Raw genomic sequence first — 22,822 nt, 5'->3', positions numbered from 1 at the left:
CTGGTCGGCCGGAGTGGATCACTCGTTTGGTTGAAGCCGCGGTGATCACTCCGGCCGCCTCTTGTCCGCTAGGCCAAACTGGGATCGTTGATGGTCGTCAAAGTCGAGCAGCCGTCGACGACGGTGTGGACGGCCATCGTCGCAACGCTGGCGGTGCCGACCAGCGCCAGTGCACGACTGCCGATCCTGCTGCGCTTGGGCGGGCTGATGGGGCCGAGCGGATCGATCTGGTCGCCCCCGGTCGGGCGCGGGTCGCGGTCGTCGTTGCGGTCGTGGACGGTCATGGTGTTTCCCCTGTCGAATGGTGGCCGCCGGTAAGGCCCTGTGATGGGGGCCGGCCGGATGCCGGTTCCTGCAGCAGAACGGACGGGATCTGCCCGTGAAAACCGAGGCGGAGTAAGCCATAGCCAATGCCGGCCAGTCCTGTCAACAGACCTGGCGATGGCACCGAGCGTGGCGTTCCGCACTGCGGCCCGTACTGCTGTACTGCGGCGAGCACCAGCCCGGCCCGGCGGCGCCGGATCGCCTCGACGGCTGGGTGATCGCGTTTGGTGAGCCACAGGAGTGGCTCGACCGCGCCGAGCTCGCCGTGACACAGACTCATGTCGGCAAGCACCGGACGTTCAGCGCTGTAGCGCAAGTAGGTTTCCAGATCTGCCGGCTCGCCCGCCCGCAGGGTGGCGAGTACAGCGCCGGCGTAGCCGGCGCACCAACCTGCGTCCGCTACGCCGCCTTGCCGATCGAGACCGGCCGAGGCACGAGCCGCCTCGGCGTACCGCGACCCGTTCGAAGCATGGTTGCCGAGGGCCCAGGCCAAGCCCGCATAGCCACGAGCGAACCCGGCCGGCGGTTCGGCGTTCCCAGGGCGCACTCCGAGATCCACTGCGGCCACCAGTTCGTCGGCGTACCGGGCAGCCAGTCGGCCGGCCTCCGGATGTCCGTCGATGCCTTGAACCGCGGTCAGCCCGCCGGCCGCGCCTTCGGTGTAACTCGGGAACCCCTCTTCGGTCGACGGGATGCGCTCCATCAGTTGAAGCGCAAGGACGAGCCACTTGGACAGCGTCGAGTCATCCAGCAGGTCCGCCAGCCGGCTGAGGCCGTAGCTGATTCCGCCCAGACCGTGCAGACCGGCGCCGACGGGTTGCACGAACTCGGGATTCGTTGCCAGGATTTCCAGGATCTGGGGCATCGGGCGGATCGCGTCGCGGGCCAGTTCGCGGTACTTGTCGGCGCCGGTCAGAACTCCGATCTGCGCCAGGAACAAGGAGGTCCCGAGAAAGCCGTTGGTGAGCCCCGCGCCCATCGGAAGAACGGTCCAATGGTGATCGTCGAGTAGTTCGAGGCCGAGCCAGTTCGCTCGTTCGCCGGACTCACCGAGAACCTGGGCCATGATCTCGTCGGCGATGTCGGTGGCCGCCGCCAGCAGCTGGTCCGGATCGGGTTCGGTGGCGCCGAGGCCGGCTCTGGTCACGGTGCCCGAATGCAGCACCGGCTCGGGACGGGTGGCGAGGCTGGCGGAGATCACCCACCGCTGGCGATGCTGGTCGACCTCGCCCATCGCCGCGATCTTGGCCTCGACGGCGGCGAGTCCCTCGGTTTCCAGCAGACCGGGTATACGGGAACCATCTGCTGCCCACACGTCACGGCTGTCGGGCCGGGCGGTGAAGATCGGGATGTTGCCCGACCACAGATCGGCGAGCTCCGCGGGCACCAACCGTCGCAGTTTCTCATCGGCGTCCCACAACAGATCCAGCAGTTGACTGTGGCCGATCGCATCGCGGAGCGCGTCCGGATGGGTCGACTCGTCCAGCAGGAAGGCATAGACCCGCGAGGGCCGTGCCACATACCGGATCTCGTCCGCCGCGCAGCGCGCCAGTAGTCCGTCCGGGCCCAGCAATTCGGCACGGTGCCAGGCGATCGCCTCGTACGCGGCCCGGAACCCCGCCAGGAGGGAGACTTCGTGATCCCTGGGCTCCGGCACTGAACCGTCGACTGTGGGGCGGTTGCCGCGATGCCGGGTGCGGCCGGCACGACGAACCAGGTGCATGGAATCCAGGCCGGCGTCTGCCCAGTCGACCACCTCGTGAGGGCTGACGCCCTCGTCGCCGCCGATGCCGGAAAGGTCGGCCGCACCATGCTCCCCGACCACCATCAGGGGGAGTAGCGAGGTCCGGGAGACTGAGCTGAGGAAGGCGGCGTAAGCCGGGTCCTGAGCAAGGGGACCGGTGGCGGCAACGGCCGGATGAAACAGGGTCTCGACGTCGACCAGGACTGGCTGATCCCCGCTCGCGACGAGATTCTCGTAGTGCATGTCGGTACCGTCGAGCGCGTAGAGCAACGCAAGCAGGGCGCCTTGGCGCTCGTAGAAGCGGCGTACCTCGGTTAGGTCGTTGCACGGGGTGTGGTCGATGTACTCGAGCCAGCCGTAGCCCGGGCGGCGGAGTAGCCGGACGGTCTGGAGGCCTAAGCCGGTCTTGGTGTTCAGCCAGTTGACGATGTCGTTGAAGTGGGCGTGGAGGTCGAGCGGCCTTGGTTTGTAGATGAGTTGGCGGCCGTTGGTGAAGGTGAGGGTGGCTGTGGAGCGGCCGCCTCGGTGAGGGTCGCCGCCGGGGGTGATGCTCAGCAGGGGGCCGGGGTCGGTGCCTTCCAGGAGGGTCGCGATCAGTTGCTCGCGGTCCTCGGCGAGGCGGTCCAGCAGTTCGAGGTGCCCCCCGACGGCCTGCCGGCACGCCTCGCCCAGGACCCGGGCCAGCACTGGGTATGCGGCCAGGAATTCCGCCAGCTCGCTCCCTCCGACGAGCCGGTGGGTGAAGTCGAGAAATCGCTCCGCCGGTGTGTCACCGGCCAGCTCGCCCCGGTCGCGAGCCCGGGCGAGTTCCAGCACCAAGGTCCGGGACGCCAAGCGGACCAGGCGAAGACCCAGCCGCTGGATGAACTGCTCGGCCAGTACTCCGCCATGTCCCGCGGCACTCAGGTCCTGCCGCGCAGTGGCCAGCAACGGCTCGAGGCACCGGACCAGCGCCTGCTGCCAATCACCTGTCACCGGCGCAGAGACAACAGCCCTGGCCGTACTGCGCTCCACGTACTCCGCCCAGGCGGGCATCGGGGAGCCCTGCTCATGCGGGCCCATCCCGGCGGACCACCAGGCGTTCGGCTGGTCGGTTCGGGCGGTCCCGGCGGTTGCGGAGTTGAGCACGGGCCCAGGCTGACATCGCGACATGGGTGTTGCCATGGGTACGGAGCCCCCATATTCCTGCCAGGACCGGTGACCGGCGTAAGGGCGGTGGGGTTCCTGGTGCTGTACCGCGGGGTGTCGACTGGGGAGTACAGCACCCCGCGGTCCAGCATCGCCCACGCCGGACGGCCTCTGGTGGAAGGCCGTACGGTGCGGGAATCCAGGTGCTAGTGCACCGTGTCGGACGTTCCGTTAGCGATAGCGGTGTCGAGGTGCGTGCCTGGGCGCCGGTAGCGCAACGGAACGTCCGACACGGTGCACTCGGCGAGTTGCCGAGCTTCCGGTGCCGTGAACGATGCCTGACCGGCCGAGCTGGCAGCAAGAGCCGGGGCTACCCAATTTCCGCTCTCCGCACCTGGTTGCGAGCGTAGGTGCGGACAAGGCAGAACATGGGGGACGAACCCCCATGTGCGAACCGGCGCCGGCTGCAACGGTAGACAGGTGTACAGCACATCCGCTCCCGGACTCCCGGTCTCAGCTCACTCGGTGCTCGACGTGGTGCCGCAGGTGCCGGGTCAATCCGCTGCGGCCGCACTCCGGGAGACCGTCGAGGTGGCGCAGGCTGCTGACGACCTCGGTTACCGGCGGTTCTGGATCGGCGAGCAACACGGTGTCCGCGGAGTTGGTGGGGCGAGCCCCGCGGTCGTGGCCGCAGTACTCGCCGCCAGGACCGACCGGATCCGGATGGGCTCGGGCAGTGTGCAGCTGACGAACCACCAGTCCCTCGTGGTCGCGGAGCAGTTCGCGGCGCTGGCGGCGGCGTACCCGAGCCGGATCGATCTCGGTGTCGGCAAGGCGCCGGCTGTCCCGCCCAGTACTGCGGCTGCGCTCGGCGTGACCGACAAGGACAGCTTTCCCCAGCGACTGGATGAGCTCTGCCGCTTCCTGCGCGACGGGCTGCCCGGACGTGCGCCTGTTGGCGACGTTCGGCTCGCGCTGGCGGGAATGCCGCCACCTGTCTTCGTGATGACCGACAACCCGACTGGTGCGCACGTGGCCGCAGTACGGGGACTGCCTGTCTTCCTGACTCACCATGTTGCCTCGGCGTGCACGGTTGCGTCAGCGTCGGCGTACCGGGACAGCTTCAAGGCGACAGGACCGACGGGGAAGCCGTACGTCGGTGTGACAGTGGGAGTTGTTGCCGCTAGCACCGAAGAGGAGGCAGTGGCGCGGCTGGCGGAGTACGTGCGGCTGAAGTCGCGGCTGAAGACTGCTGCCAACAGGGCAACGCCTGCCGAGCTCATGGAGCTGCTGGAGCCGCCGCTCACGAGTCGTGAGCGCAACAAGGCAGAGCGGCTGGTGGACGAACCCGGGTACGTCATCGGCACCCGGGCCGGAGTAGCAGCCGGCCTGGCGTCGGTGGCGGCCAGCACTGGAGCGGACGAGGTCATGCTGGTCCCACTCGCCTTCGACGGGCTGGTCCGGGCAGCCATCCTCCGCACGGTGGCAGCCGGCCTGACCCGCGCGATCCGCAGCGTCCCTCGCCACGCCCCTCACTTCGTCGCCACCGCCTAGTCACTCCGCACCACCGGCCTAAGGTGGTAGGGGTGTCTACTGAAAGGCGGAGCTGATGTCGCGCGAGCAGGAAGTCGTCGAGGGTTGTCCGACCGAGCTCTTCATCGCAGGCAAGTGGCGACCAGCAGAGGGCGGCAAGACCCTCGCTGTGGAAGACCCGGCCACCGGTACGACGTTGTGCGACGTGGCGGACGCGAGTCCAGCGGACGGGATGGCGGCGCTGGACGCGGCCGTCGCGGCGCAGGCCGACTGGGCTGCGACTCCTCCCCGGGAGCGCGGGGAGATCCTCCGGCGGACCTACGAGCTGATGACCGAGCGGGCCGACGAGCTGGCCCTGCTGATGACGCTGGAGATGGGCAAGCCGGTCGCGGAGTCCAAGGGCGAGATCGCGTACGCCGCGGAGTTCTTCCGGTGGTTCGCCGAGGAGGCGGTCCGGATCGAGGGCGGCTACCAGGTGGCGCCCAACGGCAAGGGCCGGGTGGTGGTGATGCGCCAACCGGTCGGGCCGTGCCTGCTGATCACCCCGTGGAACTTCCCGGCCGCGATGGGCGCCCGCAAGATCGGCCCGGCCGTCGCCGCCGGCTGCACGATGGTGATCAAGCCGGCCGCGCAGACGCCGCTGTCGATGCTGAAGCTGGCCGAGCTGATGACGGAAGCCGGCTTGCCGCCCGGCGTCCTGAACGTCGTCACCACCCACGACTCCGGTGGCGTGATGGAACCGCTGATCCGCGACGGTCGCGCCCGCAAGCTGTCCTTCACCGGCTCGACCCCGGTCGGCGTGAAGCTGATCGAGCAGGCCGCCGAGAAGGTGCTGCGCACGAGTATGGAGCTGGGCGGCAACGCGCCGTTCCTGGTCTTCGACGATGCGGACCTGGACAAGGCGGTCGACGGCGCGATGCTGGCCAAGATGCGCAACGGCGGCGAGGCCTGTACCGCGGCCAACCGGATCTACGTGCACTCCTCGGTGCTCGAGGAGTTCGCCGCGAAGCTGACCGAGCGGATGGCGGCGCTGACGGTGGGCCGGGGTACCGAGGACGGTGTCGACCTCGGTCCGCTGATCGACGCCAAGCAGCGGGACAAGGTGAAGGACCTGGTCGACGACGCGGTCGCGCAGGGCGCCGAAGTACTGACCGGCGGGAAGGTTGCTGAAGGCAACGGATATTTCTACCCGCCGACCGTGCTGACCGGCGTACCGAAGTCGGCCCGGTTGCAGAAGGAGGAGATCTTCGGCCCGGTCGCGCCGCTGACCGCGTTCGAGGACGAGGACGAGGCCGTCGCGATGGCGAACGACACCGACTTCGGGCTGGTCGCCTACCTGTTCACCCGCGACATCAGCCGCGCGCTCCGGGTCAGCGAGAAGCTCGAGACCGGCATGGTCGGCCTCAACCAGGGCATCGTCTCCAACCCGGCCGCGCCCTTCGGCGGCGTCAAGCAGTCCGGTCTCGGCCGCGAGGGCGGCACGGTCGGCATCGACGAGTACCTGGAGGTCAAGTACCTCGCGGTCGCCGTCGACTAGCCGGCCCGGACGGCGCCCACGATGAGCGTGTTGCGGGCCTGCTGGCCGACCGGGACCGAGGTGTGGACGCCGTCCCGCAGGTGAGTTGTGAGCCGCCGTGGATCCGAGGCGAGGAACTCGGCCCAGCCGACGATGCGCAGGTTCGGGTGCCGTTGCCGGGCGGCCGCCAGCTGAAGGTTGATCCACTGACTGTTGCGTTGATCCGCGAGCCGCGCGGCCGGGGTCTGCCTGGTGCGGGCGACCTGGACGTTCACCCAGAACACCGTGCGGTCCGGGCCGGCGATCCGCATCGCCCGGTCGACCTGGGCCGCGAAGCCTGCCGGGTCGAAGATGTCGTTGGAACCGAGACTGAGCAGGATCCGGCGGGGCAGGCCGAAGTCGTCGGCCCACTGCTGGAGCGCGTCGACCGCCGGCGCTGTCGGCCGGCCGGACCAGTTGTGCGTCGCGAGACTGTCCCCGGTCGTGCGCGACAGCAGCGCCGCCAGCGACCTGCCGTCCTGCACGGAGATGCTGTCGCCGAACATCACGATCCCGTCCTCGCGGCGCACCCGCCTGACGTGCTCGTCCGGCGAGATGCTCCTGCTCTGCTGCCGCCACGGAGCCGGGTGACCTGAGCCGTACCCAGCGCCGGTCCCGCTGTTGGACGCCACCGGCACCGGGTCTCCAGCCGACGAGCCAGGCCCGGTTCGCTCGTCTCGTCCGGCCGGAACGACCAGGACGGCCAGCAGGACGGCGCAGGTCACCACCAGCATCCCGAGATCGACCGTCAGCCTGCCCAGCAGTTTGGCCCGCATCGTCGCCCACTTCTGTCGCCCGCCCCGTCAGAAGGTTTATGTCCGCAGGCGGCGATCAGTTCCCCGAAGGGCGGAGTGGGCTACTCCTGGAGCCACTTCTGGATGGTCTCCGGGTCCGGGCGGGCCTCGGTGCCGATCGCGTGCGGGACGAAGCGCGCGTAGTAGTCGGTGACCGGGCCGTCCGACTCGCGGACCATCATGCCGGCCGCGACCCCGTCCACGATCCAGCTGCCGATCACTGCTCGGTTGCCCTCGTACGACGGCAGCGGGCTCCACTCCTGGTAGACCATCGTGTCCGTGTCGTAGGGGCCGTCGTGGACGTCGTCCTCGGTGGAGGTGATGGTGTGGATGCGGATGTTGCTGCCCTCGCGCCCGTGCAGCGGCTTGGCCACCCATTCGAGCAGGTCACCCGGCGACCCGAAGTACGCCGGGAGCAGGTTCGGGTGGTCGGGGTAGAGCTCCCACAGCACCGGCAGGATCGCCTTGGTGGACAGCATCGTCTTCCAGATCGGCTCGATCCACTGCACCGGCTCACGCTCCAGCCCGGACAGGATGTACCGGCCGAACTCGTCGTCGAGCATGTCCTCCCACGGGTAGAGCTTGAACGCGGTCCGGATCTTCCGCCCGCCCCAGTCCACGAACGCGCGCTGCTCCGACTCCCAGCCGAGGTCCTCGATCTCGTGCCCGTACGTCGCCAGCCCGGCCATCGCAGCCGTGTCGCGCAGGTAGGCCACCGTCATCGCCTCTTCGCCGGTGGTCTCGGCGGCCGAGTTGAAGAAGTGCGCCTCGTTGCCCGGGAACCGCCCGGCCGCGAGCTGCTCGCCCCACCACTTGACCAGCCGGTCGTGCACGGAGTTCCACTGGTCGGCGTCGGGGAAGACGTCCTCCAGCCAGTTCCACTGGATCACCGCCGACTCCACCAGCCCGGTCGGGGTGTCGCCGTTGATCTCCAGCATCTTCGGCTCGGCCCCGTTCCAGACCAGGTCGAACCGCGCGTACACCGACGGGTCGTCGCGTTTCAGCGACTCCCGGACCAGCGGCAGCGTCCCGGACGCCAGCCCCAGCTGCGCGTCGCTGAAGCGGTCACCGGAGGCCATCACCGAGGCGGCGTGCTTGCACATCTCGTACAGCTCCTCGGTGACGCGTTCGAGGTGCAGGACCTCGTCCATGGTCACCTCGTACCAGGCGCTCTCGTTCCAGTACGGCGTCTGACTGCCGTCGGGCCAGTCCGTCATCGGGAAGACCAGGCCCTGCTCGACGACCTTGTCCTTCCAGCCCGGGCGGGGTTTGATCGAGTGCCGCCACATCAACCGCCAGAGCTCCCCTTGCCGGCCTTGCCGAAGCCGCCGCGCGCGATGGTGCCGATGTTGCCGCCCTTGGTGGACAGGCCACCGCGCTGGATGGTCGCAGTACCGCCAGAGGCGTTGCGCAGGCCGGACGAGCGGTAGGTGCCGTCGGCGACGTTGTAGCGTCCGCCGACCGGCGGGACGAACGCTCCGCCGCGGGTGGCCATGTAAAACCAGAAGAAGCCCGATCCGGACCCGTGGTACTCGCGCTCGTCCTTGCAGTTGTCGTCGTCGGTGCGCTCCTGGGTCTGCGGGTCGACACAGATCGCGGCGTAGTCGGCCTGATCGTCGTCGTCGCTACTGCACCCGGTCAGCGATGCGGCGACCAGCGCGGTCAGGCCGAGCGTGATGCCGACACTGCGCATCCGCCGGCGTCCTGATTGAGTCATGTCCTGCCCTCCCCCTCGGCGGGCGGCTTCATCGAGAACATGATCAGCGCGCCCACCACCATCGTGACACCCACGACAACCAGCGGACCGGTACCCACATCCGAGACGGCCAGGACCAGTACTACGACGAAGGACGCTGCCGCGAGCAGAGGAACGACCGCCCGCTGCAGCACTCGTCCCCTGATCTCCCCACTGAAGTACACCGGTACTGCGACCGCAGTGGCGAGGTAGTAGATCGACACCAGGATCGAGACGGCGCCGACGGCGTCAGCCAGTACTGAGTCGGAGATGAGCACCAGCGTCACGTAGATGGCGAGACTGGCGCCCGCGAAGACCCAGGTGGAGACGCTGGGTGTGTGGAAGCGAGTGGAGATCCGTGCGAACTGTCCCGGGAACGCATCCCGGCGGGCCATGGACAGCATCGTCCGGGCGGTCGGCAGGATGGTCGTCTGGGTCGAGGCCAGTGCGGACACGAGTACTGCGCCGGCGAGGAGCTTGCCGCCCGCAGTACCGAGCAGGTCGTTGCTGAGTACTGCGAAGAAGTCGTCGTCCTCGATGGCGGCCAGCGGGTCGTTGCCGGCGTACGCGATGGCGGACCACGCGACCACGGCGTACAGGACGACGAGGAAGCCGTTGGCGATGAGGGCCGCGATGGCCGGAGTACGCCGCGGGTCGCGGGTCTCCTCGTTGACGCTGAACGAGGAGTCCCAGCCCCAGTAGAGGAACACGGCGATCAGTACGCCGGTTGCCCACGCACCCTGGCCGGTGGCCGAGAACACCGGGATGCTGAAGGTACCGGCGTCCAGGAACGCGTTGATCGCGAACCAGAGCAGTGCGACGACCTCTACCGTCAGCAGGATCGCCTGCGTCCAGGCGGCGATCCGGATGCCACGGTAGGCGAGCAGTGCCATCCCGATGATGAAGACCGAGCCCAGACCGGCCTGCGCGACCCGGGAGTCGGCGGCGTCGTCCAGGCCGAACAGCACGTAGGTGTAGACGGCAGCGACCTGGGCGAGGTTGCTCATGACGAGCACACAGGCCATCACTGTGGTCCAGCCGACCATGCGGCCGATACCCAGCCCGAACGCCTTCTCCGTCCACGGGAACGTCGTACCGCAGTCCGGCTCGGCCCGGTTGAGCTCCCGGAAGCAGAGCGTGACCAGGATGACCGGCACCGCGCTGAGCGCGAGTACCAGGGGAGTGGCGGCGCCGACGTACACGACGAGCAACCCGACCGCCACAGCCAGCGAGTACGCCGGTGCGGAGGAGGAGATCCCGATCGCGGTGGACGTGCCCAGGCCCAGCGCGTCCCGCCGCAGGTTGCGCCCACGGGACCGCGAATCAGCTGTCGTTGTCATCGTCCCCCCAGGGTGCCACCTGGGCGGTCCGCTGTCCGGCAGGCGCCCGCCGTCAGCCGTTCATCAGTTCCGTCACCGTCACGAGCTCGAAGCCGCGGGAGCGCAGGCCGGTGATGATCGGGGTGATCGCCTCGTCGGTGTACGGCGCGTTGTCGCCACCGTGCAGGTGGAGGACGACGATCGAGCCGTTCTGCACGTGTGAGAGCACCTGCTGGACGATCCGCTCCGGCGACTTGGCGAAACCGTCGGCACCCGGTACGTCGAGCCCGACCGCGGTGACGCCGGCCGAAGCGAGCTCGTGGAGGGCGGTGCCGTCGTAGCAGCCGCCTGGGAAGCGGAACCACCTGGTGGCGTGGTCGTCGAGCTGGTCCAGCAGGGTGACCGCCTCGCGCACGTCGTTGAGCATGTCGGCCTTGGGGACCGAGCCGAGTGTGTAGCAGTGCTTGGTGAAGCCCTTGTGGTCGTAGGAGTGGGTGCCGAGCTCGAACAGCGGGTCGGCGGCCAGCTCGCGTGTGCGCTCCGGGTACTGCTCCATCCACATGCCGGTGAGGAACAGGGTGGCCGGCACATGCTGCTTGCGCAGCTCGGTGATCAAAGCGTCGTTGTAGTACGACTTGACCTTGCCGTGCTGGAGACGTTTCCGCATCAGCGCGGTGAGATCCGCATCGAACGTCAACGCCACCCGCTTCTTGTCCCGCGGCCCGTGCTGGACGACCGGCATCAGGTTGGTCTGCCGCGACTCACCCGGCCTTGGCGTGTTGCTGGGCGTGGATGGCTTGGGGGTGGCCGTCTTGCTGGGTGTCGTTGCCGTCGGCCCGCTTGTGGCCGGCGTACTGGCTGGACTGCTCCGACTCGGCGTACTTGCCAGCCCGCTTGGACTTGGCGCACTGGCCGGTCCGCTCAGCGTCGGCGTACCGGCCGCTGTCCCCACCGGTGCTTCCGTGTCTCCACAGCCAGCCAGTACTACGGACGCGGCCGCGGCGAGCGCGGCGATCCTGATCCCCCAGTGAACAGTCACAGGCCCCGAGTATGCCCGGCGTGGAGGGTCGTCAGGCCCAGGTGCGCTGCTCCCACTCGTCGCGGACGATCGCCCAGACCTGGATGTCGTGGAGCTTGCCGCGGTACGGGAAAGCCTGCCGTAGCGTGCCTTCGTGTGACATCCCCAGTCGCTTCGCCACCGCGGCACTGCGGGTGTTGGCCGGTACGCAGCGCCACTCGACCCGGTTCAGGCCGCGGGTGCCGATCGCCCAGTCGATCAGCAGCTGGGCCGCGCGGGTGATGAGGCCGTGCCCCTCGGCCTCGGCGGCCAGCCAGACGCCGAGCTCGCAGCTGCCCCACTGCGCCTCGAAGGTGCGGAACAGCAGACCGCCGACGAGCCGGCCGTCCAGCCAGATGCCGTAGATCCGGCCGCCGTCCGCCGCCTGGCGATCGGCGTACCGCTGCAGGAAGCTTCGCGCGCTGTCCTCGTCGACGACGATCCCGGCCCAGGGGATGTAGGCCTCGATGTTGGCCCGGGCCTGATCGACGTGCCCCAGGAACTCGGCCGCCTGCCAGGGCTCCAACGGCCTCAGCTCGGCGTTCTCGATGAGCTTGGTTCTGAACAACATCGTTGCCTCCCCGTGCGGTACATAACAAGTGTTCCGTACCTACTCTAGGACCATGCCGGCAAAGGTGGATCACGAGGCCCGACGACGAGACGTCTCCGCCGCGGTGTGGCGCATCCTGGCCGCGGAGGGTTTCGGCGGCCTGACCATGCGCGCGGTCGCGACGGAGCTGGGCGCGACCACGGGTTTGGTGACGCACTACTTCCCCTCCAAACAAGCACTGGTCGTGCACGCTCTGGAGCTCGCGGAAACCCGCACCCGGGAACTGACCCCGTCGATCGAAGGCCTCCGAGGACTAGCAGCCCTCGAACAAGCGCTGGCCGGAGTGCTGCCCCTGACCCCAGAGACAACCGAGATCAACCGAGTCTGGGTCAGCTCCTGGGACGTAGCCCTGGCCGACCCCGCCCTCCGCACCTTGGAAAAGGCCCGCTACCAACGCTGGCGAGCCCGCCTCAAACCCCTCGTCGAACAGTCCCAGCAAGAAGGCGACCTCCCACCAGGCAACCCCGACGACCTGGTCGCCTCCCTGGCCGCCTTCACCCACGGCCTAGTAGTACAAGCCCTCTTCGCCCCCCGCACGTTCCCCCATCAACGCCTCCTCGATCTCCTGCAGTCACATCTGAAGGCGCTCAGGCCAGCAGGTCGTTAGCTGAGCGGAGGACTGGCTTGGTGATGGAGGTTGTGGGGGTGTTGGCGGCGGTGACGTGGAAGGTGTGGGTTTCGTTGGCGTTCAGGGTGATCAGGCAGGTGTCTACCCGGGCGTTGGTGTCCAGGCGGTCTGGGAAGAGTGTGAGGTCCTTGGTGAGGGCGGTTGCTGTCACGGTTACGTCGTAGCCGTCGGTGGTGGGGGTGACCTCGGCGGTGTAGGCGTCGGCCTCGAGTTGCAGCGAGGTGTCTTCGACGAAGTACCAGTACGCCGTACTGTCGTCTGCGCCGCGTACCTCGACGTACTCCGTCGTGGGATCAGCCGGGGTTGCGACCGACTCGGGCAGTGAGTTGAGGGTGGCCTGGCGAGCCGGGACCTCCAACGCGAACGTCTCGCTGGCGATCACCTCGCCGCCCTTGGTCGTACTGCGTCGGGTCACCGTCAGTTCGGTGCTCCAGGCAAGGTCCGTGTCGTTGTGAGCGGCAACCACTAGGCCGTCTTCGCGTGGCTGGACGGTCAGCAGGCGGTCGGCGTACACGCGCTTCAGTGCGTGCCACAAGGGTTTCCGGATGCCGTGCCCGTCGACTGCGGCCCAGGAGACGACCGGCCAGTTGTCGTTGAGTTGCCAGACGATCGCGCCGGTGTTCAACGGGTACAGGCTGCGGAAGTGTTCGATGCCATAGGCAATCGCCCGGGCCTGGTTGAGTTGCGTCGTCCAGTGCCAGTCGTCCATCGTCTTCCACTTGGGCAAGTGGTCGCCGAGGCCACGCTCCAGCTTCAGGTTGCCTTCGAAAGCCTTCTGGTGCACCAGCATCTGCTCGCCGTACGGGTCGAGCGGTTCGTCGTGCACGACCGAGGTCAGCGTCGACCAGGCCGGCGGGCCCTGGAAACCGAACTCGGACACGAAACGCGGCTTGTACTTGCGGTAGGTCGAGTAGTCGACCTGGTTCCACACGTCCCAGATATGCATCGTGCCGTTGCGCTCGTCGTTCGGGTGGATGTGGCGGTCGTACGAGAACGGGCTGCCGGCCGAGTACGGCGTCCGTGGGTCGAGCTCGGCGACGATGCGGGGGAGCAGGTCGAGGTAGTAGCCCTCACCCCAGGCCCGGCCGGCCAGCGGTTCGCGCCAGCCCCATTCGACGTACCCCCAGATGTTCTCGTTGTTGCCGTTCCACAGTGCGAGGCTGGCGTGCGAGCTCAGCCGGGTGACGGCCTCGCGGGCCTCCGCCTCGACCTCGCTCCAGAGCGGTTCGTCCTCGGAGTACGCCGCGCAGGCGAACAGGAAGTCCTGCCAGACGAGTACTCCCAGCTCGTCGCAGATGTCGTAGAAGTCGTCGCTCTCGTAGAGGCCGCCGCCCCAGACGCGGAGCAGGTTCATGTTCGCATCGATCGCGTCGCGGATGCTGCGCTCGTACGTCGTCCGGTCGAGCCGCGTGACGAAGGCGTCGTCCGGGATCCAGTTGGCGCCGCGGACGTAGACCGGCTTGTCGTTGACGGACAGGACGAACGGGCCGCCGTACTTGTCGGGGGCAACGTCCATGGTGACGGTGCGGAAGCCGACCCGGCCCTGCCAGCCGTCGGTGTGGTCGCCGGCGGTCACGGAGATGCTGACGTCGTACAGGGGCTGGTCGCCGTACCCGCGCGGCCACCACTTGTCGACCGCGTCGATCGTCGACGTGACACCGACCTCCTCGGTGCCCGCGGCAACGGTCATCTGGGTGGTGGTGCCGCCGACCTCGACGGTGATGGTGGCGTCCCCGGTGGCGCTGTCGCTGGACCAGGCGAGCGTGACCCGGCTGTCCAGGACACCGCGATCGCGGTCGAGGCCGGCGAGCGGCCGGACGGAGGCGATCCGTACGCCGGTCCAGGACTCGATCCGGATCGGCCGCCAGATCCCGGCCGTGGCGACATCCGGGCCCCAGTCCCAGCCGAAGTTGCTGGCCATCTTGCGGATCGCGTTGTACGGATGAAGGTTCGTGTGCGGCCAGAGCCCGGACTGCTCGCGCAGCCGGTTCGCCGTACCGACCGGCGAGGCGAACTCGACGACGAGCTCGTTGCGTCCTGCAACCAACAGGCCGGTGATCGCGAACCGGTACGACCGGTGCTGGTTGCAGGTCTCGCCGAGTTCGGTGCCGTTGAGGGTGACCCGCGCGGCCGTGTCGAGCCCGTCGGCGACGAGTTCCTGAACGGTGTGCTCGTCGGGGGTCCAGTCGAAGACCGTGCGGTAGCTCCAACTCGTCTTGCCGATCCACGCGAGCTTGCTCTCGTTGTCCCCGTCGAACGGATCGGGGATCACGCCCGCCGCCAGCAGGTCCGTGTGCACCTCACCAGGAACAGTCGCCGCCACCGGCGCCGCCAGCAGCGCACTGTTCCGATCCGGCACCGGCCCGTCCACCGCCCGCAAAGTCCAGACGGCCCCGCCCTCGGTGGTCAACGGCACAGTCCTGAGCGTCGAGGTCACAGGCAGCTCTCTCTTTCAAACGATGTACTGGACCGGTTAAGTAAGCGTATGTGAAACGACCGGGCAACCCTGTGGGCAGCCCGGTCGCTTCGAGGTTCTAGCGTGCGAGCACTGTCTGTTGCCAGAGGTTGGCGAGGGCCTCGTGGCCTGCGTGGCTCGGGTGGACGCCGTCGTCGGCGAGAGTGACGGCGCCGACGGTGGCTGCTTGGCGGTTGAGCTCGACGTCGGCCGGTACCAGCAGCGCGCCGTACTCCGCCGCGAGGCGCCGGACCACCTCGATCTTCGGGTCCAGGTCCTCTCGCCACTCGTGCTGCTCCTCCTTCACCGCAAGGAGGAACGGCTCGACCAGGACGAACTGGGCCTGGACGCCGTCGAGCAACGCCCGGTACGACCGCTCGAACGACTCCGTCGAGGTCGGATCGTCTTTGTCGTAGCGGCGCCAGGTGTCGTTGATGCCGATCAGGACCGAGACGAGGTCCGGCTCGTGCGCGAGGACATCGGTCTGCCAGCGCGCTTCGAGATCCTTCGCGCGGTTGCCGGAGATGCCGACGTTGACGATCCGCGGCCGGTCCGGGCCGAGGGCGTCGTACAGGTTCTTCACGTAGCCGTCGCCCAGGCCGGCCGGATCGCTCCGGCGGCCGCAGTCGGTGACGGAGTCCCCGGCGAACACGATGGTTCGCCGGGGATCCAGGATGGCTGAGCTCATCAGATCGTGGACGCGCTGACGTCCCAGTCGTCCGGCAGGACGGGCGGGACCTCGACGGTGCTGGTGACATCCACGAAGCTGCCGGTGTCGATGGACTCGGTGATGGAGGCCATCACATCGACGATGTGGAAGGCCAGCGCGCCAGTCGCCCGGTGCGGCCGGTCCTCGCGAATCGCCCGCGCCATCTCCAGTACGCCGGTACCGCGCTGGGCCGTCGCCTTGGTGCTGGCCACCGTCTCCCAGTCGTCGGCGTCGCGGCGGCGGATCTTGATGTCGCCGTCGAATCCGTTCGGGTCCGGGATGGCCAGCGTCGCCTCCGAGCCGGTGATCTCGACGAAACCGTGCCGCGGCAGCGGTGAGTCGAAGCTGAAGATGCTCTGCGACGACTGTCCCGACTCGAACCGTGCGATCGCGCTGACGTGGGTCGGCACCGTCACGTCGAAGTCCGTGCCCTGCAACGGGCCGGAGCCGATCGTGCGCTTGGCCCGCGACTTCGAGCCGATCCCGGCAACCGCCGCGACCGGGCCGAACAGCTGCACCAGCGAGGTCAGGTAGTACGGGCCGATGTCCCACAGCGGTCCGGCGCCCTCCTGGAACAGGAAGGCCGGGTTCGGGTGCCACGACTCCGGGCCGGGCGACTGCATCAGGGTGAGCGCGGTGAGCGGCTCGCCGATGTCACCCTTCTCGATGATCCGCCGCGACTCCTGCAGACCCGGTCCGAGGATGGTGTCCGGGGCGCAACCCAGCCGCAGGCCCGCGTCCTGGGCGGTCGCGAGCAGCTTGAGGCCGCTGTCCTGGTCGAGCGAGAACGGCTTCTCGCTCCACACATGCTTGCCTGCGGCAACGGCCGCCAGGGCGACCTCGACGTGCGCGATCGGGATGGTCAGGTTGACCACGATCTCGACGTCGGCGTTGCCGAGCACGGCCTCGGGGCCACCGTGGTTCTCGATCCCGTACTCCGCCGCCTTCGCGGCCGCCGCCTCCGGGCGGAGGTCGCCGATGGCAACGACCTTGAGGTCGGGGAAACTCTGCATGCTCTTGATGTACGCGTCGGAGATGACTCCGGCGCCGATCACACCTACGCCGACAGCACTCATGCAACGTCCTCCCCGGTGAGGTAGGCGAAGCTGCCCGCGACGGCGTCGAAGATGTCGCCCTCGAAGTCGTCGAGCTCCACCACCCGCAGGGTGCCCGGCGACGCGGCGAGGATGTCCTTGACGGCGATCGTGCCGGCGCCGACCGCGACCTGGGCCTTGTTGTTCAGCGTGCCGTCGCCGTCCTTGACGTGCAGCGCCTTCACCCGGTCACCGAGCCGGCCGAGCAGAGCCGGTACGTCGGCGCCGCCGACCGCGGCCCAGTAGGTGTCGATCTCGAGGACGACCTCGTCGGACAGGTTGTCGGCCAGGATCTCCAGGCCGTGCACGCCGTCGATCACCGACTCCAGCTCGAAGTGGTGGTTGTGGTAGCCGACCGTGATGCCGTGCTCGGCCGCCTCGGCGGCCGCCTTGTTCAGTGCCTCGGCGGTCGCCTTGATGTCGTCGGCGGACTGCCAGCGCGCCGGGTCGACGTACGGGTCGATCACGGTGCTGATGCCGAGCTTCTTGGCCACCTCGAAGATCGGGGCGCTGTCTTCCTTGAGCAGCCCGGCGTGCGTGGTGGGAGCCGACAGGCCGTACTTGGGCAGCGCCTCGGCCAGCTGGTCGGCCAGGCCGACCACGCCGAAGGGCTCGACCTTGCGGTACCCGATCTCGGCGATGCGGGCCAGCGTGGCGTCGAAGTCCTCCTCCAGCTTGTACCGGACCGTGTAGAGCTGTAGGGACAGATTGTCCACTGCGACCATGTTTTTCTCTCCTCGTCTTCGGGGCACCCGCTGCCCAAGGAAGCCCCGGACTGGACTAGCCGAACCGGTTAAGTAACTCGCGGCAGCCTATCCCAGCCATCCGCCCCTCGACCACCCCCCAATCACCAGTCGAGCCGCCTCCACGGCCTGAAGGCAAGCGCTTGCCCATGGCCCTGAGAAAGTGGAGCCAGGGGCAACTACTTTGGGTGTCCGGACCGCAGGTGGTGGAAAGAGCGGTAGCTGTGGGTGGTGGAGAGCGGTTACCTAAAGACGCGGAGTACACAGGGGCCGCAGAATGAGGGGTAACCGAACCGCCCGTCACGGTTCGGACCGCCCGTTCGAAGGAGGCCATCGTGCCCCGTGTCACGATCAAGGAGATTGCCCGACGGGCCGGCGTCTCCAAAGGCGCGGTTTCGTACGCGCTCAACAACCAGCCGGGGGTCTCCGAGGCCACCCGGGCCCGGGTGCTCAAGGTTGCCGAGGAACTGGAGTGGGTGCCCAATCGGGCGGCGCGGCAACTGTCGGCCGCCCGGAGTGAGACCTTCGGTCTGGTCCTGGCCAGGACGGCCAAGACCCTGAGTGAAGAACCGTTCTACATGGGCTTCGTCGGTGGCGTGGAGTCCGTGCTGAGTGAGCGGTCGTACGCGCTCGCCCTGCAGGTCGTACCGGACCTGGAGGACGAGATGGCGACGTACCGGAAGTGGGCCGCGGAGCGCCGGGTGGACGGCGTGCTGGTGGTCGACCTGCGGGTCGACGATCCGCGGATCCCGTTGCTGCGCAAGCTGGAGCTGCCCGCGGTGCTGGTCGGGGATCCGGCGCTCGCGAAGGGGCTGGCGTGCGTGTGGACCGACGGTACGACGGCGATGAACGCCGCGGTGGAGCATGTCGCGTCGCTCGGTCATCGGACGGTCGCCCGAGTGGCCGGGCCACCCGAGCACGGTCACGTCTGGATCCGGGATCAGGCGTTCGCGGCGGCCAGCCGGCGGTTGGGGCTGGATGCGCGGGTGGTGCACACCGACTTCTCCGGTGAGGAAGGTGCCGTCGCGACGCGCGAACTGATGACGGCCGAGGGGAGGCCGACGGCGATCATCTATGACAACGACCTGATGGCCGTGGCCGGATTGTCGGTGGTGAACGGTCTGGGATTGAAGTCGCCCGATGACGTCACGCTGGTCGCCTGGGACGACTCGACGCTGTGCCGGTTGACCCACCCGACGCTGACGGCGATGAGCCACAACATCGTCACCTACGGCGCGGAAGTCGCGCACCGGCTGTTCGACCTGCTCGAGGGCGCGCTCCCGGAGGCGCACCTCTGCTCCACCCCCGCCCTGGTAGTCCGAGGCAGCTCAGGCCCGCCACCCAGCTGACCTGCTGAGCGCGCCCGGCCCGCACGACGGTCTCCGGGCGCGCGTTAGCTGGTCGGAGCCGCGGTGACCTTGACTGGGACGCCGTTGAGGGCGGCGGTGCCGGCTATGGGGTCGGTGAGGGTCGGGTCGGTGATGTCGTTGGCGCTGGCGCCGGCGACCTGGTTGGCGACCGAGAGGTGGGCGCCGGGGCGGCCGTGGCCGAAGCCGTGCGGGAGGCTGACCACGCCAGGCATCATGTCGTTGCTCGCGGCAACTTCTACCGCGACGCTGCCGGCGGCCGAGCTGATCTCGACCAGTTGACCGTCCGCGAGGTCGCGCGACTTCAGGTCGTCGGGGTTCATCAGCAGTTGGTGGCGCGGCTTGCCCTTCACCAGGCGGGCCGAGTTGTGCATCCAGGAGTTGTTGCTGCGCAGGTGCCGCCGCCCGATCAGCAGCAGGCCGTCATCGGCGCCACGATCGCCGAGCAACACCTCCTCGGCACGCGGCAGGTCGGCGAGGATCATCGCCGGCGCGAGATCGATCCGCTTCGTCTTGGTGTGCAGAGCTCCAGGCAACGCCGGCTGCAACGGCCCGAGATCCACTCCGCCGACAGACTTCCGCAGCTTGCGCACCGACAGCCGATAAGGCCCGATCCGCAGCCCGAGATCGACGATGCGGCGCGGCGACAACCGCAGCCGCAAGGACGCAAGGGCACGCCGGCGACTGCGCGGCGTACTGCGCAACAACGCCAACCCGAGCCCCCGGAAGATCTCCCAGTCGTGCCGCGCCTCCGAAGGGCGAGGCAGTACTGCGTCGTTCCACCGCGCGGTGTTCCGTACTGCGAGTTGGTGGAAAGCCAGGTCGTAGTGCTCGCGTTCCAACGGAGGTGTCGGCGGCAGGATCACGTCGGCATGCCGGGTCGTCTCGTTGATGTAGGGGTCGACGCAGACCATGAAGTCCAGCGTCTCCAGCGCCTCGTCCAGCCGGCGGCCGTTCGGGGTGGACAGCACCGGGTTTCCGGCGATCGTCACCATCGCGCGGATCTGCCCGTCACCCGGTGTCATGATCTCCTCGGCCATCGCGGACGCCGGCAGTTCGCCGCCGAACTCGGGCAGCGACCGCACCCGGCTCTTCCATACTCCGATATGCCCACGCCCGATCCCGCGCAACGTGTCGACGGCCGGCCGCGGGAACATCGACCCACCCGGCCGATCGAGATTGCCGGTGATGATGTTCAGCACCTGCACGGCCCACTGGCACAACGCGCCGAACTGCTGCGTCGACACCCCGAGCCGCCCGTAGCAGGCCGCCTTGTCGGCACCCGCGAACTCCCGCGCGATCCGCCGGATCGTCTCCGTGTCGATCCCGGTCACCGCCGCAGCTCGCTCCGGCGTCCACACCCGAGTCGCAGAGACAACCTGATCGAAACCATCCACGTACGCCGCCGGCTTCGCGTGACCGTCGGCGATGATCTGCTGGATCAACGCGAGCAGGAACGCGGCGTCGGTGCCCGGCCGGACGAAATGATGCTCGTCCGCGACCGCGGCCGTCTCGGTCCGCCGCGGATCGATCACCACCACCCGCCCGCCACGCTTCTGCACTTCCTTCAACCGCCGGCCGAAGCCGGGCGCGGTCATCATGCTGCCGTTGGAGGCGAGCGGGTTCGCGCCGAGCATCAGCAGGTACGACGTCCTGTCGATGTCCGCCACCGGAACCATCAACTGGTGCCCGTAGAGCAGATGCACCGCCAACATGTGCGGCAGTTGGTCGACCGAGGTCGCGCTGAACCGATTGCGTGTCTTCAGCAGTCGGACCACAGTCGGCATATGCGTCATCGCGCCGACGCTGTGCACGTTCGGGTTGCCGAGGTAGACGCCGATCGAGTTCGTGCCATGGGTCTTCTGGACCGACCGTAGTTGCTCGGCGACGTAGGTGTAGGCCTCTTCCCAACCCAGCTCCTGCCAGCCGGTGGCAGTGCGCCGTACTGGTTGGGTGAGGCGGTCCGGGTCTTCCTGGAGGTCGCGCAAGGCGACTGCTTTCGGGCAGATGTGTCCACGGGACAACGGGTCCGCCTCGTCACCACGGATGTCCGTGACGCGTCCGCCCTCGACGGTCACGAGCACACCGCAGATGGCCTCGCAGAGGTTGCAGGAAGTACGCCGTACGGTCGCCATCCAGCCAAACTACTCCGGAGTAGTCATCGCGACTACTCGAACCGTGCCTCGTCGAGGCGACCGAGGATGGCGTCGACGGTCTCGCCGGGGGACAGGTCGGAGTTGTCGAGCCACAGACCACGGCGCGGGCTGAAGGCGTGCAGCTCGTAGTCGAGCTCGTCGACCGAGTGGGGGTGGCCGTAGCCCAGCCGGTTGTGGATCACCTCCGGCCGGGGAGTCAGCACGACCAGGTAGCGCGGCCGGGTCTGGATGCCGTCGAGGAACTCGCGCAGCAGTTCGCCGATCACGACGTCTTCCAGTACGACGGTGAAGCCACCTTGCGCATACCCATCGGCGGCCTGGCAGGCCAGCCGGTAGCGCAGTTTGAGTTGTCGCTGCGCTTCCTCGCCGTCCTCGACCGTCGACGAGGCCTGGCCGCTGACGATCATCCGCCGGAACACGTCGCCGCGCAGATGGACGCCGTACTGGAACCGCTCGGCGAGCAGCTGGGAGACGGTGGATTTGCCGGCCGCCATGATTCCGCTGACGACGATCACCCCCTCGGTCTCCATGTAGGGGATGGTGCCATGCACGACGGGCTTTGGTCAGGCCTCGCGTGTCCCTTCTTCCCTGCTGGACAAGAGGTTCAACGCTCTAGTTCTTCCAGATGCGCGCGAAGGATTTCGCGGACGCGATCAGGGGTGCTGCTCGTCGGCTGCACGGACGCGTGTAAAGAGAGTCCGTCGACCAGTGCATGGAGGCGTTCGGTTTCCAGGTCGAGCTTCAGGTCGGGACGCAAAGCGCCGCTCTGGGCCAGGTTGTGGAGGAGCATTTCGCACAGGTCGCGCAGTCCCTGGTTGACCGGGGTGAGCAGTTCGCGCAGGCCGCCGGCGCCCGACTCGGCCTGGGCCTGGGCGGTGAAGGACAGCCAGATGTCGAACTCGGCCTGCCGTTCGGTGTCGAGCGGGATCACCTCCTCCAGGTAGCGCAGGGCGATCTCGGTCGGCGTACCGGCCGGCTCCATGGCGCTGATCCGCTCGCGGACCCGGCGGGCGACCAGATCCATCGCGAACGCGATCAGGCCCTGCTGGTCGGGGAAGTAGTAGCGGACGGCGCCGGCGGACCAGCCCGCCTCGGCGGCGACGGTCCGGACCGAGGCGGCCCGGATGCCGTCGCGGCGGACCACCCGCCACAGCGCCTGGGCGATCTCTTCGCGGCGGGTGTCGTGGTCGACGATCTTTGGCATGTGTCCTTTTTAGCACGAGCGTGTTAGGGTTTCTCGTATTGACACGGTTGTACTGAAACAACGGAGAGGTGAATCCCGTGCTGCTGGCTGTGATCGCCGGATGTGAGATCGGATTCTGGGTCCTGCTCGCCGCGGGAATGCTGACCCGGTACGTCCTGCGCCTGCCGCGGGCCGGCCTGGTGCTGCTCGCGATGGTTCCGCTCGTCGACGTCGTGATGCTGGTTGCCAGCGTGATCGACATCCGGTCCGGCGGCGAGCCGTCGTTCAAGCACTCGCTGGCCGCGATCTTCATCGGTGTCAGCGTCGGCTTCGGCCACCAGAGCCTGAAGTGGGCCGACGGCTGGGCGGCGTACCGGTTCGCCGGTGGGCCGCGACCGCAGAAGCCGAAGAAGGGCAGCCGTGAGAAGGCGCGCCGCGAGCGTCAGGGCTGGTACCGGCACCTGCTCGCGTACTGCGTGGGCGTCGGCGTGATGATCGCGCTGGGCCTGCTCTCCGGCCAGGGGTACGACACCCTGCTCGGCCCGGCGGCCGGCTGGACCGTGGCGCTCGTGATCGATGGGATCGTCTCGTTCAGCCACAGCGCTGACGTCAAGGACGACGAGGACCACGACAGCGAACTCCAGACCAGGCAACCCGCCTGACATCCCAGCCAGACCAGCCCGTACGC

General features: G+C 68.3%; 21 protein-coding genes. 6 read left to right on the top strand and 15 right to left on the bottom strand.

The features are described from left to right. Positions 1-68: 68 nt before the first annotated feature. Both AB0F51_RS14540 and AB0F51_RS14535 read right to left on the bottom strand, forming a co-directional pair. Positions 69-284: a hypothetical protein gene (locus tag AB0F51_RS14540; protein ID WP_360279311.1), complete on the bottom strand. Its 216-nt coding sequence runs from the start codon at positions 282-284 to the stop codon at positions 69-71. Beyond that, complete coding sequence (locus tag AB0F51_RS14535; protein WP_360279309.1) at positions 281-3,196, bottom strand: type 2 lanthipeptide synthetase LanM family protein; 2,916 nt, start codon at positions 3,194-3,196, stop codon at positions 281-283. The genes AB0F51_RS14540 and AB0F51_RS14535 overlap by 4 nt, the downstream gene beginning before the upstream one ends. Before the next feature lie 525 nt (positions 3,197-3,721). Between AB0F51_RS14535 and AB0F51_RS14530 the strand changes: the two genes are divergently transcribed. Both AB0F51_RS14530 and AB0F51_RS14525 read left to right on the top strand, forming a co-directional pair. After that, a complete protein-coding gene (locus AB0F51_RS14530; protein WP_360279306.1) occupies positions 3,722-4,750 on the top strand; it encodes an MsnO8 family LLM class oxidoreductase in 1,029 nt (342 codons plus the stop codon). A gap of 55 nt (positions 4,751-4,805) precedes the next feature. Continuing rightward, on the top strand, positions 4,806-6,266 hold the full coding sequence (locus AB0F51_RS14525) for an NAD-dependent succinate-semialdehyde dehydrogenase (RefSeq protein ID WP_360279303.1): 1,461 nt from the start codon (positions 4,806-4,808) through the stop codon (positions 6,264-6,266). Here the strand turns inward: AB0F51_RS14525 and AB0F51_RS14520 are convergent. From AB0F51_RS14520 to AB0F51_RS14500, 5 genes are all read right to left on the bottom strand, one after another. Beyond that, the gene (locus AB0F51_RS14520; RefSeq protein ID WP_360279300.1) at positions 6,263-7,060 is read right to left on the bottom strand and encodes a hypothetical protein; all 798 of its coding nucleotides are present in this window, start codon (positions 7,058-7,060) and stop codon (positions 6,263-6,265) included. The two genes, AB0F51_RS14525 and AB0F51_RS14520, sit on opposite strands and share 4 nt — an antisense overlap. Before the next feature lie 80 nt (positions 7,061-7,140). After that, on the bottom strand, positions 7,141-8,367 hold the full coding sequence (locus AB0F51_RS14515; RefSeq protein WP_360279298.1) for a glutathionylspermidine synthase family protein: 1,227 nt from the start codon (positions 8,365-8,367) through the stop codon (positions 7,141-7,143). Next, entirely contained in the window at positions 8,367-8,795 is a 429-nt protein-coding gene (locus tag AB0F51_RS14510) for a hypothetical protein (protein WP_360279295.1), read from the bottom strand. Before AB0F51_RS14510 ends, AB0F51_RS14515 begins: the two co-directional genes overlap by 1 nt. After that, positions 8,792-10,153: an APC family permease gene (locus tag AB0F51_RS14505; RefSeq protein ID WP_360279292.1), complete on the bottom strand. Its 1,362-nt coding sequence runs from the start codon at positions 10,151-10,153 to the stop codon at positions 8,792-8,794. Before AB0F51_RS14505 ends, AB0F51_RS14510 begins: the two co-directional genes overlap by 4 nt. Before the next feature lie 52 nt (positions 10,154-10,205). Further along, a complete protein-coding gene (locus AB0F51_RS14500) occupies positions 10,206-10,874 on the bottom strand; it encodes a polysaccharide deacetylase family protein (protein ID WP_360279290.1) in 669 nt (222 codons plus the stop codon). Positions 10,875-10,935: 61 nt separating this feature from the next. Here AB0F51_RS14500 and AB0F51_RS14495 point away from each other — a divergent pair, with 61 nt between their 5' ends. Then, positions 10,936-11,163: a hypothetical protein gene (locus AB0F51_RS14495; RefSeq protein WP_360279287.1), complete on the top strand. Its 228-nt coding sequence runs from the start codon at positions 10,936-10,938 to the stop codon at positions 11,161-11,163. Positions 11,164-11,202: 39 nt separating this feature from the next. Here AB0F51_RS14495 and AB0F51_RS14490 read toward each other — a convergent pair whose 3' ends face one another. After that, positions 11,203-11,760, bottom strand: coding sequence for a GNAT family protein (locus AB0F51_RS14490; protein WP_360279284.1), 558 nt, complete (start codon positions 11,758-11,760; stop codon positions 11,203-11,205). Positions 11,761-11,812: 52 nt separating this feature from the next. On the opposite strand from AB0F51_RS14490, the gene AB0F51_RS14485 reads away from it, so the two are divergent. Then, complete coding sequence (locus AB0F51_RS14485; RefSeq protein WP_360279281.1) at positions 11,813-12,406, top strand: TetR/AcrR family transcriptional regulator; 594 nt, start codon at positions 11,813-11,815, stop codon at positions 12,404-12,406. On the opposite strand, the gene AB0F51_RS14480 is transcribed toward AB0F51_RS14485, so the two are convergent. From AB0F51_RS14480 to AB0F51_RS14465, 4 genes are all read right to left on the bottom strand, one after another. Beyond that, positions 12,387-14,864 carry a glycoside hydrolase family 2 protein gene (locus tag AB0F51_RS14480; RefSeq protein ID WP_360279278.1) on the bottom strand — a complete coding sequence of 826 codons (2,478 nt, stop codon included), beginning with the start codon at positions 14,862-14,864 and terminating at the stop codon, positions 12,387-12,389. The genes AB0F51_RS14485 and AB0F51_RS14480 overlap by 20 nt on opposite strands. A gap of 97 nt (positions 14,865-14,961) precedes the next feature. Then, positions 14,962-15,570: an SGNH/GDSL hydrolase family protein gene (locus AB0F51_RS14475; RefSeq protein ID WP_360279275.1), complete on the bottom strand. Its 609-nt coding sequence runs from the start codon at positions 15,568-15,570 to the stop codon at positions 14,962-14,964. Then, the gene (locus AB0F51_RS14470) at positions 15,570-16,667 is read right to left on the bottom strand and encodes a Gfo/Idh/MocA family oxidoreductase (RefSeq protein WP_360279272.1); all 1,098 of its coding nucleotides are present in this window, start codon (positions 16,665-16,667) and stop codon (positions 15,570-15,572) included. The genes AB0F51_RS14475 and AB0F51_RS14470 overlap by 1 nt, the downstream gene beginning before the upstream one ends. Further along, complete coding sequence (locus tag AB0F51_RS14465) at positions 16,664-17,410, bottom strand: sugar phosphate isomerase/epimerase (RefSeq protein ID WP_360279269.1); 747 nt, start codon at positions 17,408-17,410, stop codon at positions 16,664-16,666. Before AB0F51_RS14465 ends, AB0F51_RS14470 begins: the two co-directional genes overlap by 4 nt. Positions 17,411-17,763: 353 nt before the next feature. Here AB0F51_RS14465 and AB0F51_RS14460 point away from each other — a divergent pair, with 353 nt between their 5' ends. Then, a complete protein-coding gene (locus AB0F51_RS14460) occupies positions 17,764-18,777 on the top strand; it encodes a LacI family DNA-binding transcriptional regulator (RefSeq protein ID WP_360279266.1) in 1,014 nt (337 codons plus the stop codon). A 44-nt stretch (positions 18,778-18,821) separates the two neighbouring features. Here AB0F51_RS14460 and AB0F51_RS14455 read toward each other — a convergent pair whose 3' ends face one another. The 3 genes from AB0F51_RS14455 to AB0F51_RS14445 form a co-directional block, all read right to left on the bottom strand. Further along, a complete protein-coding gene (locus tag AB0F51_RS14455; protein WP_360279264.1) occupies positions 18,822-20,930 on the bottom strand; it encodes a molybdopterin-dependent oxidoreductase in 2,109 nt (702 codons plus the stop codon). 32 nt (positions 20,931-20,962) lie between these two features. After that, entirely contained in the window at positions 20,963-21,481 is a 519-nt protein-coding gene (locus AB0F51_RS14450; RefSeq protein ID WP_360279261.1) for an AAA family ATPase, read from the bottom strand. 74 nt (positions 21,482-21,555) lie between these two features. Continuing rightward, positions 21,556-22,155: a TetR family transcriptional regulator C-terminal domain-containing protein gene (locus tag AB0F51_RS14445; protein WP_360279258.1), complete on the bottom strand. Its 600-nt coding sequence runs from the start codon at positions 22,153-22,155 to the stop codon at positions 21,556-21,558. A 77-nt stretch (positions 22,156-22,232) separates the two neighbouring features. On the opposite strand from AB0F51_RS14445, the gene AB0F51_RS14440 reads away from it, so the two are divergent. Next, positions 22,233-22,796: a 2TM domain-containing protein gene (locus AB0F51_RS14440; RefSeq protein ID WP_360279256.1), complete on the top strand. Its 564-nt coding sequence runs from the start codon at positions 22,233-22,235 to the stop codon at positions 22,794-22,796. Positions 22,797-22,822 lie beyond the last annotated feature (26 nt).

The organism is Kribbella sp. NPDC023855, assembly GCF_040639475.1.
Lineage (GTDB): Bacteria > Actinomycetota > Actinomycetes > Propionibacteriales > Kribbellaceae > Kribbella.
Note: the sequence above shows the minus strand (reverse complement) of the source record. Positions and strands in the feature narration are given on the sequence as shown.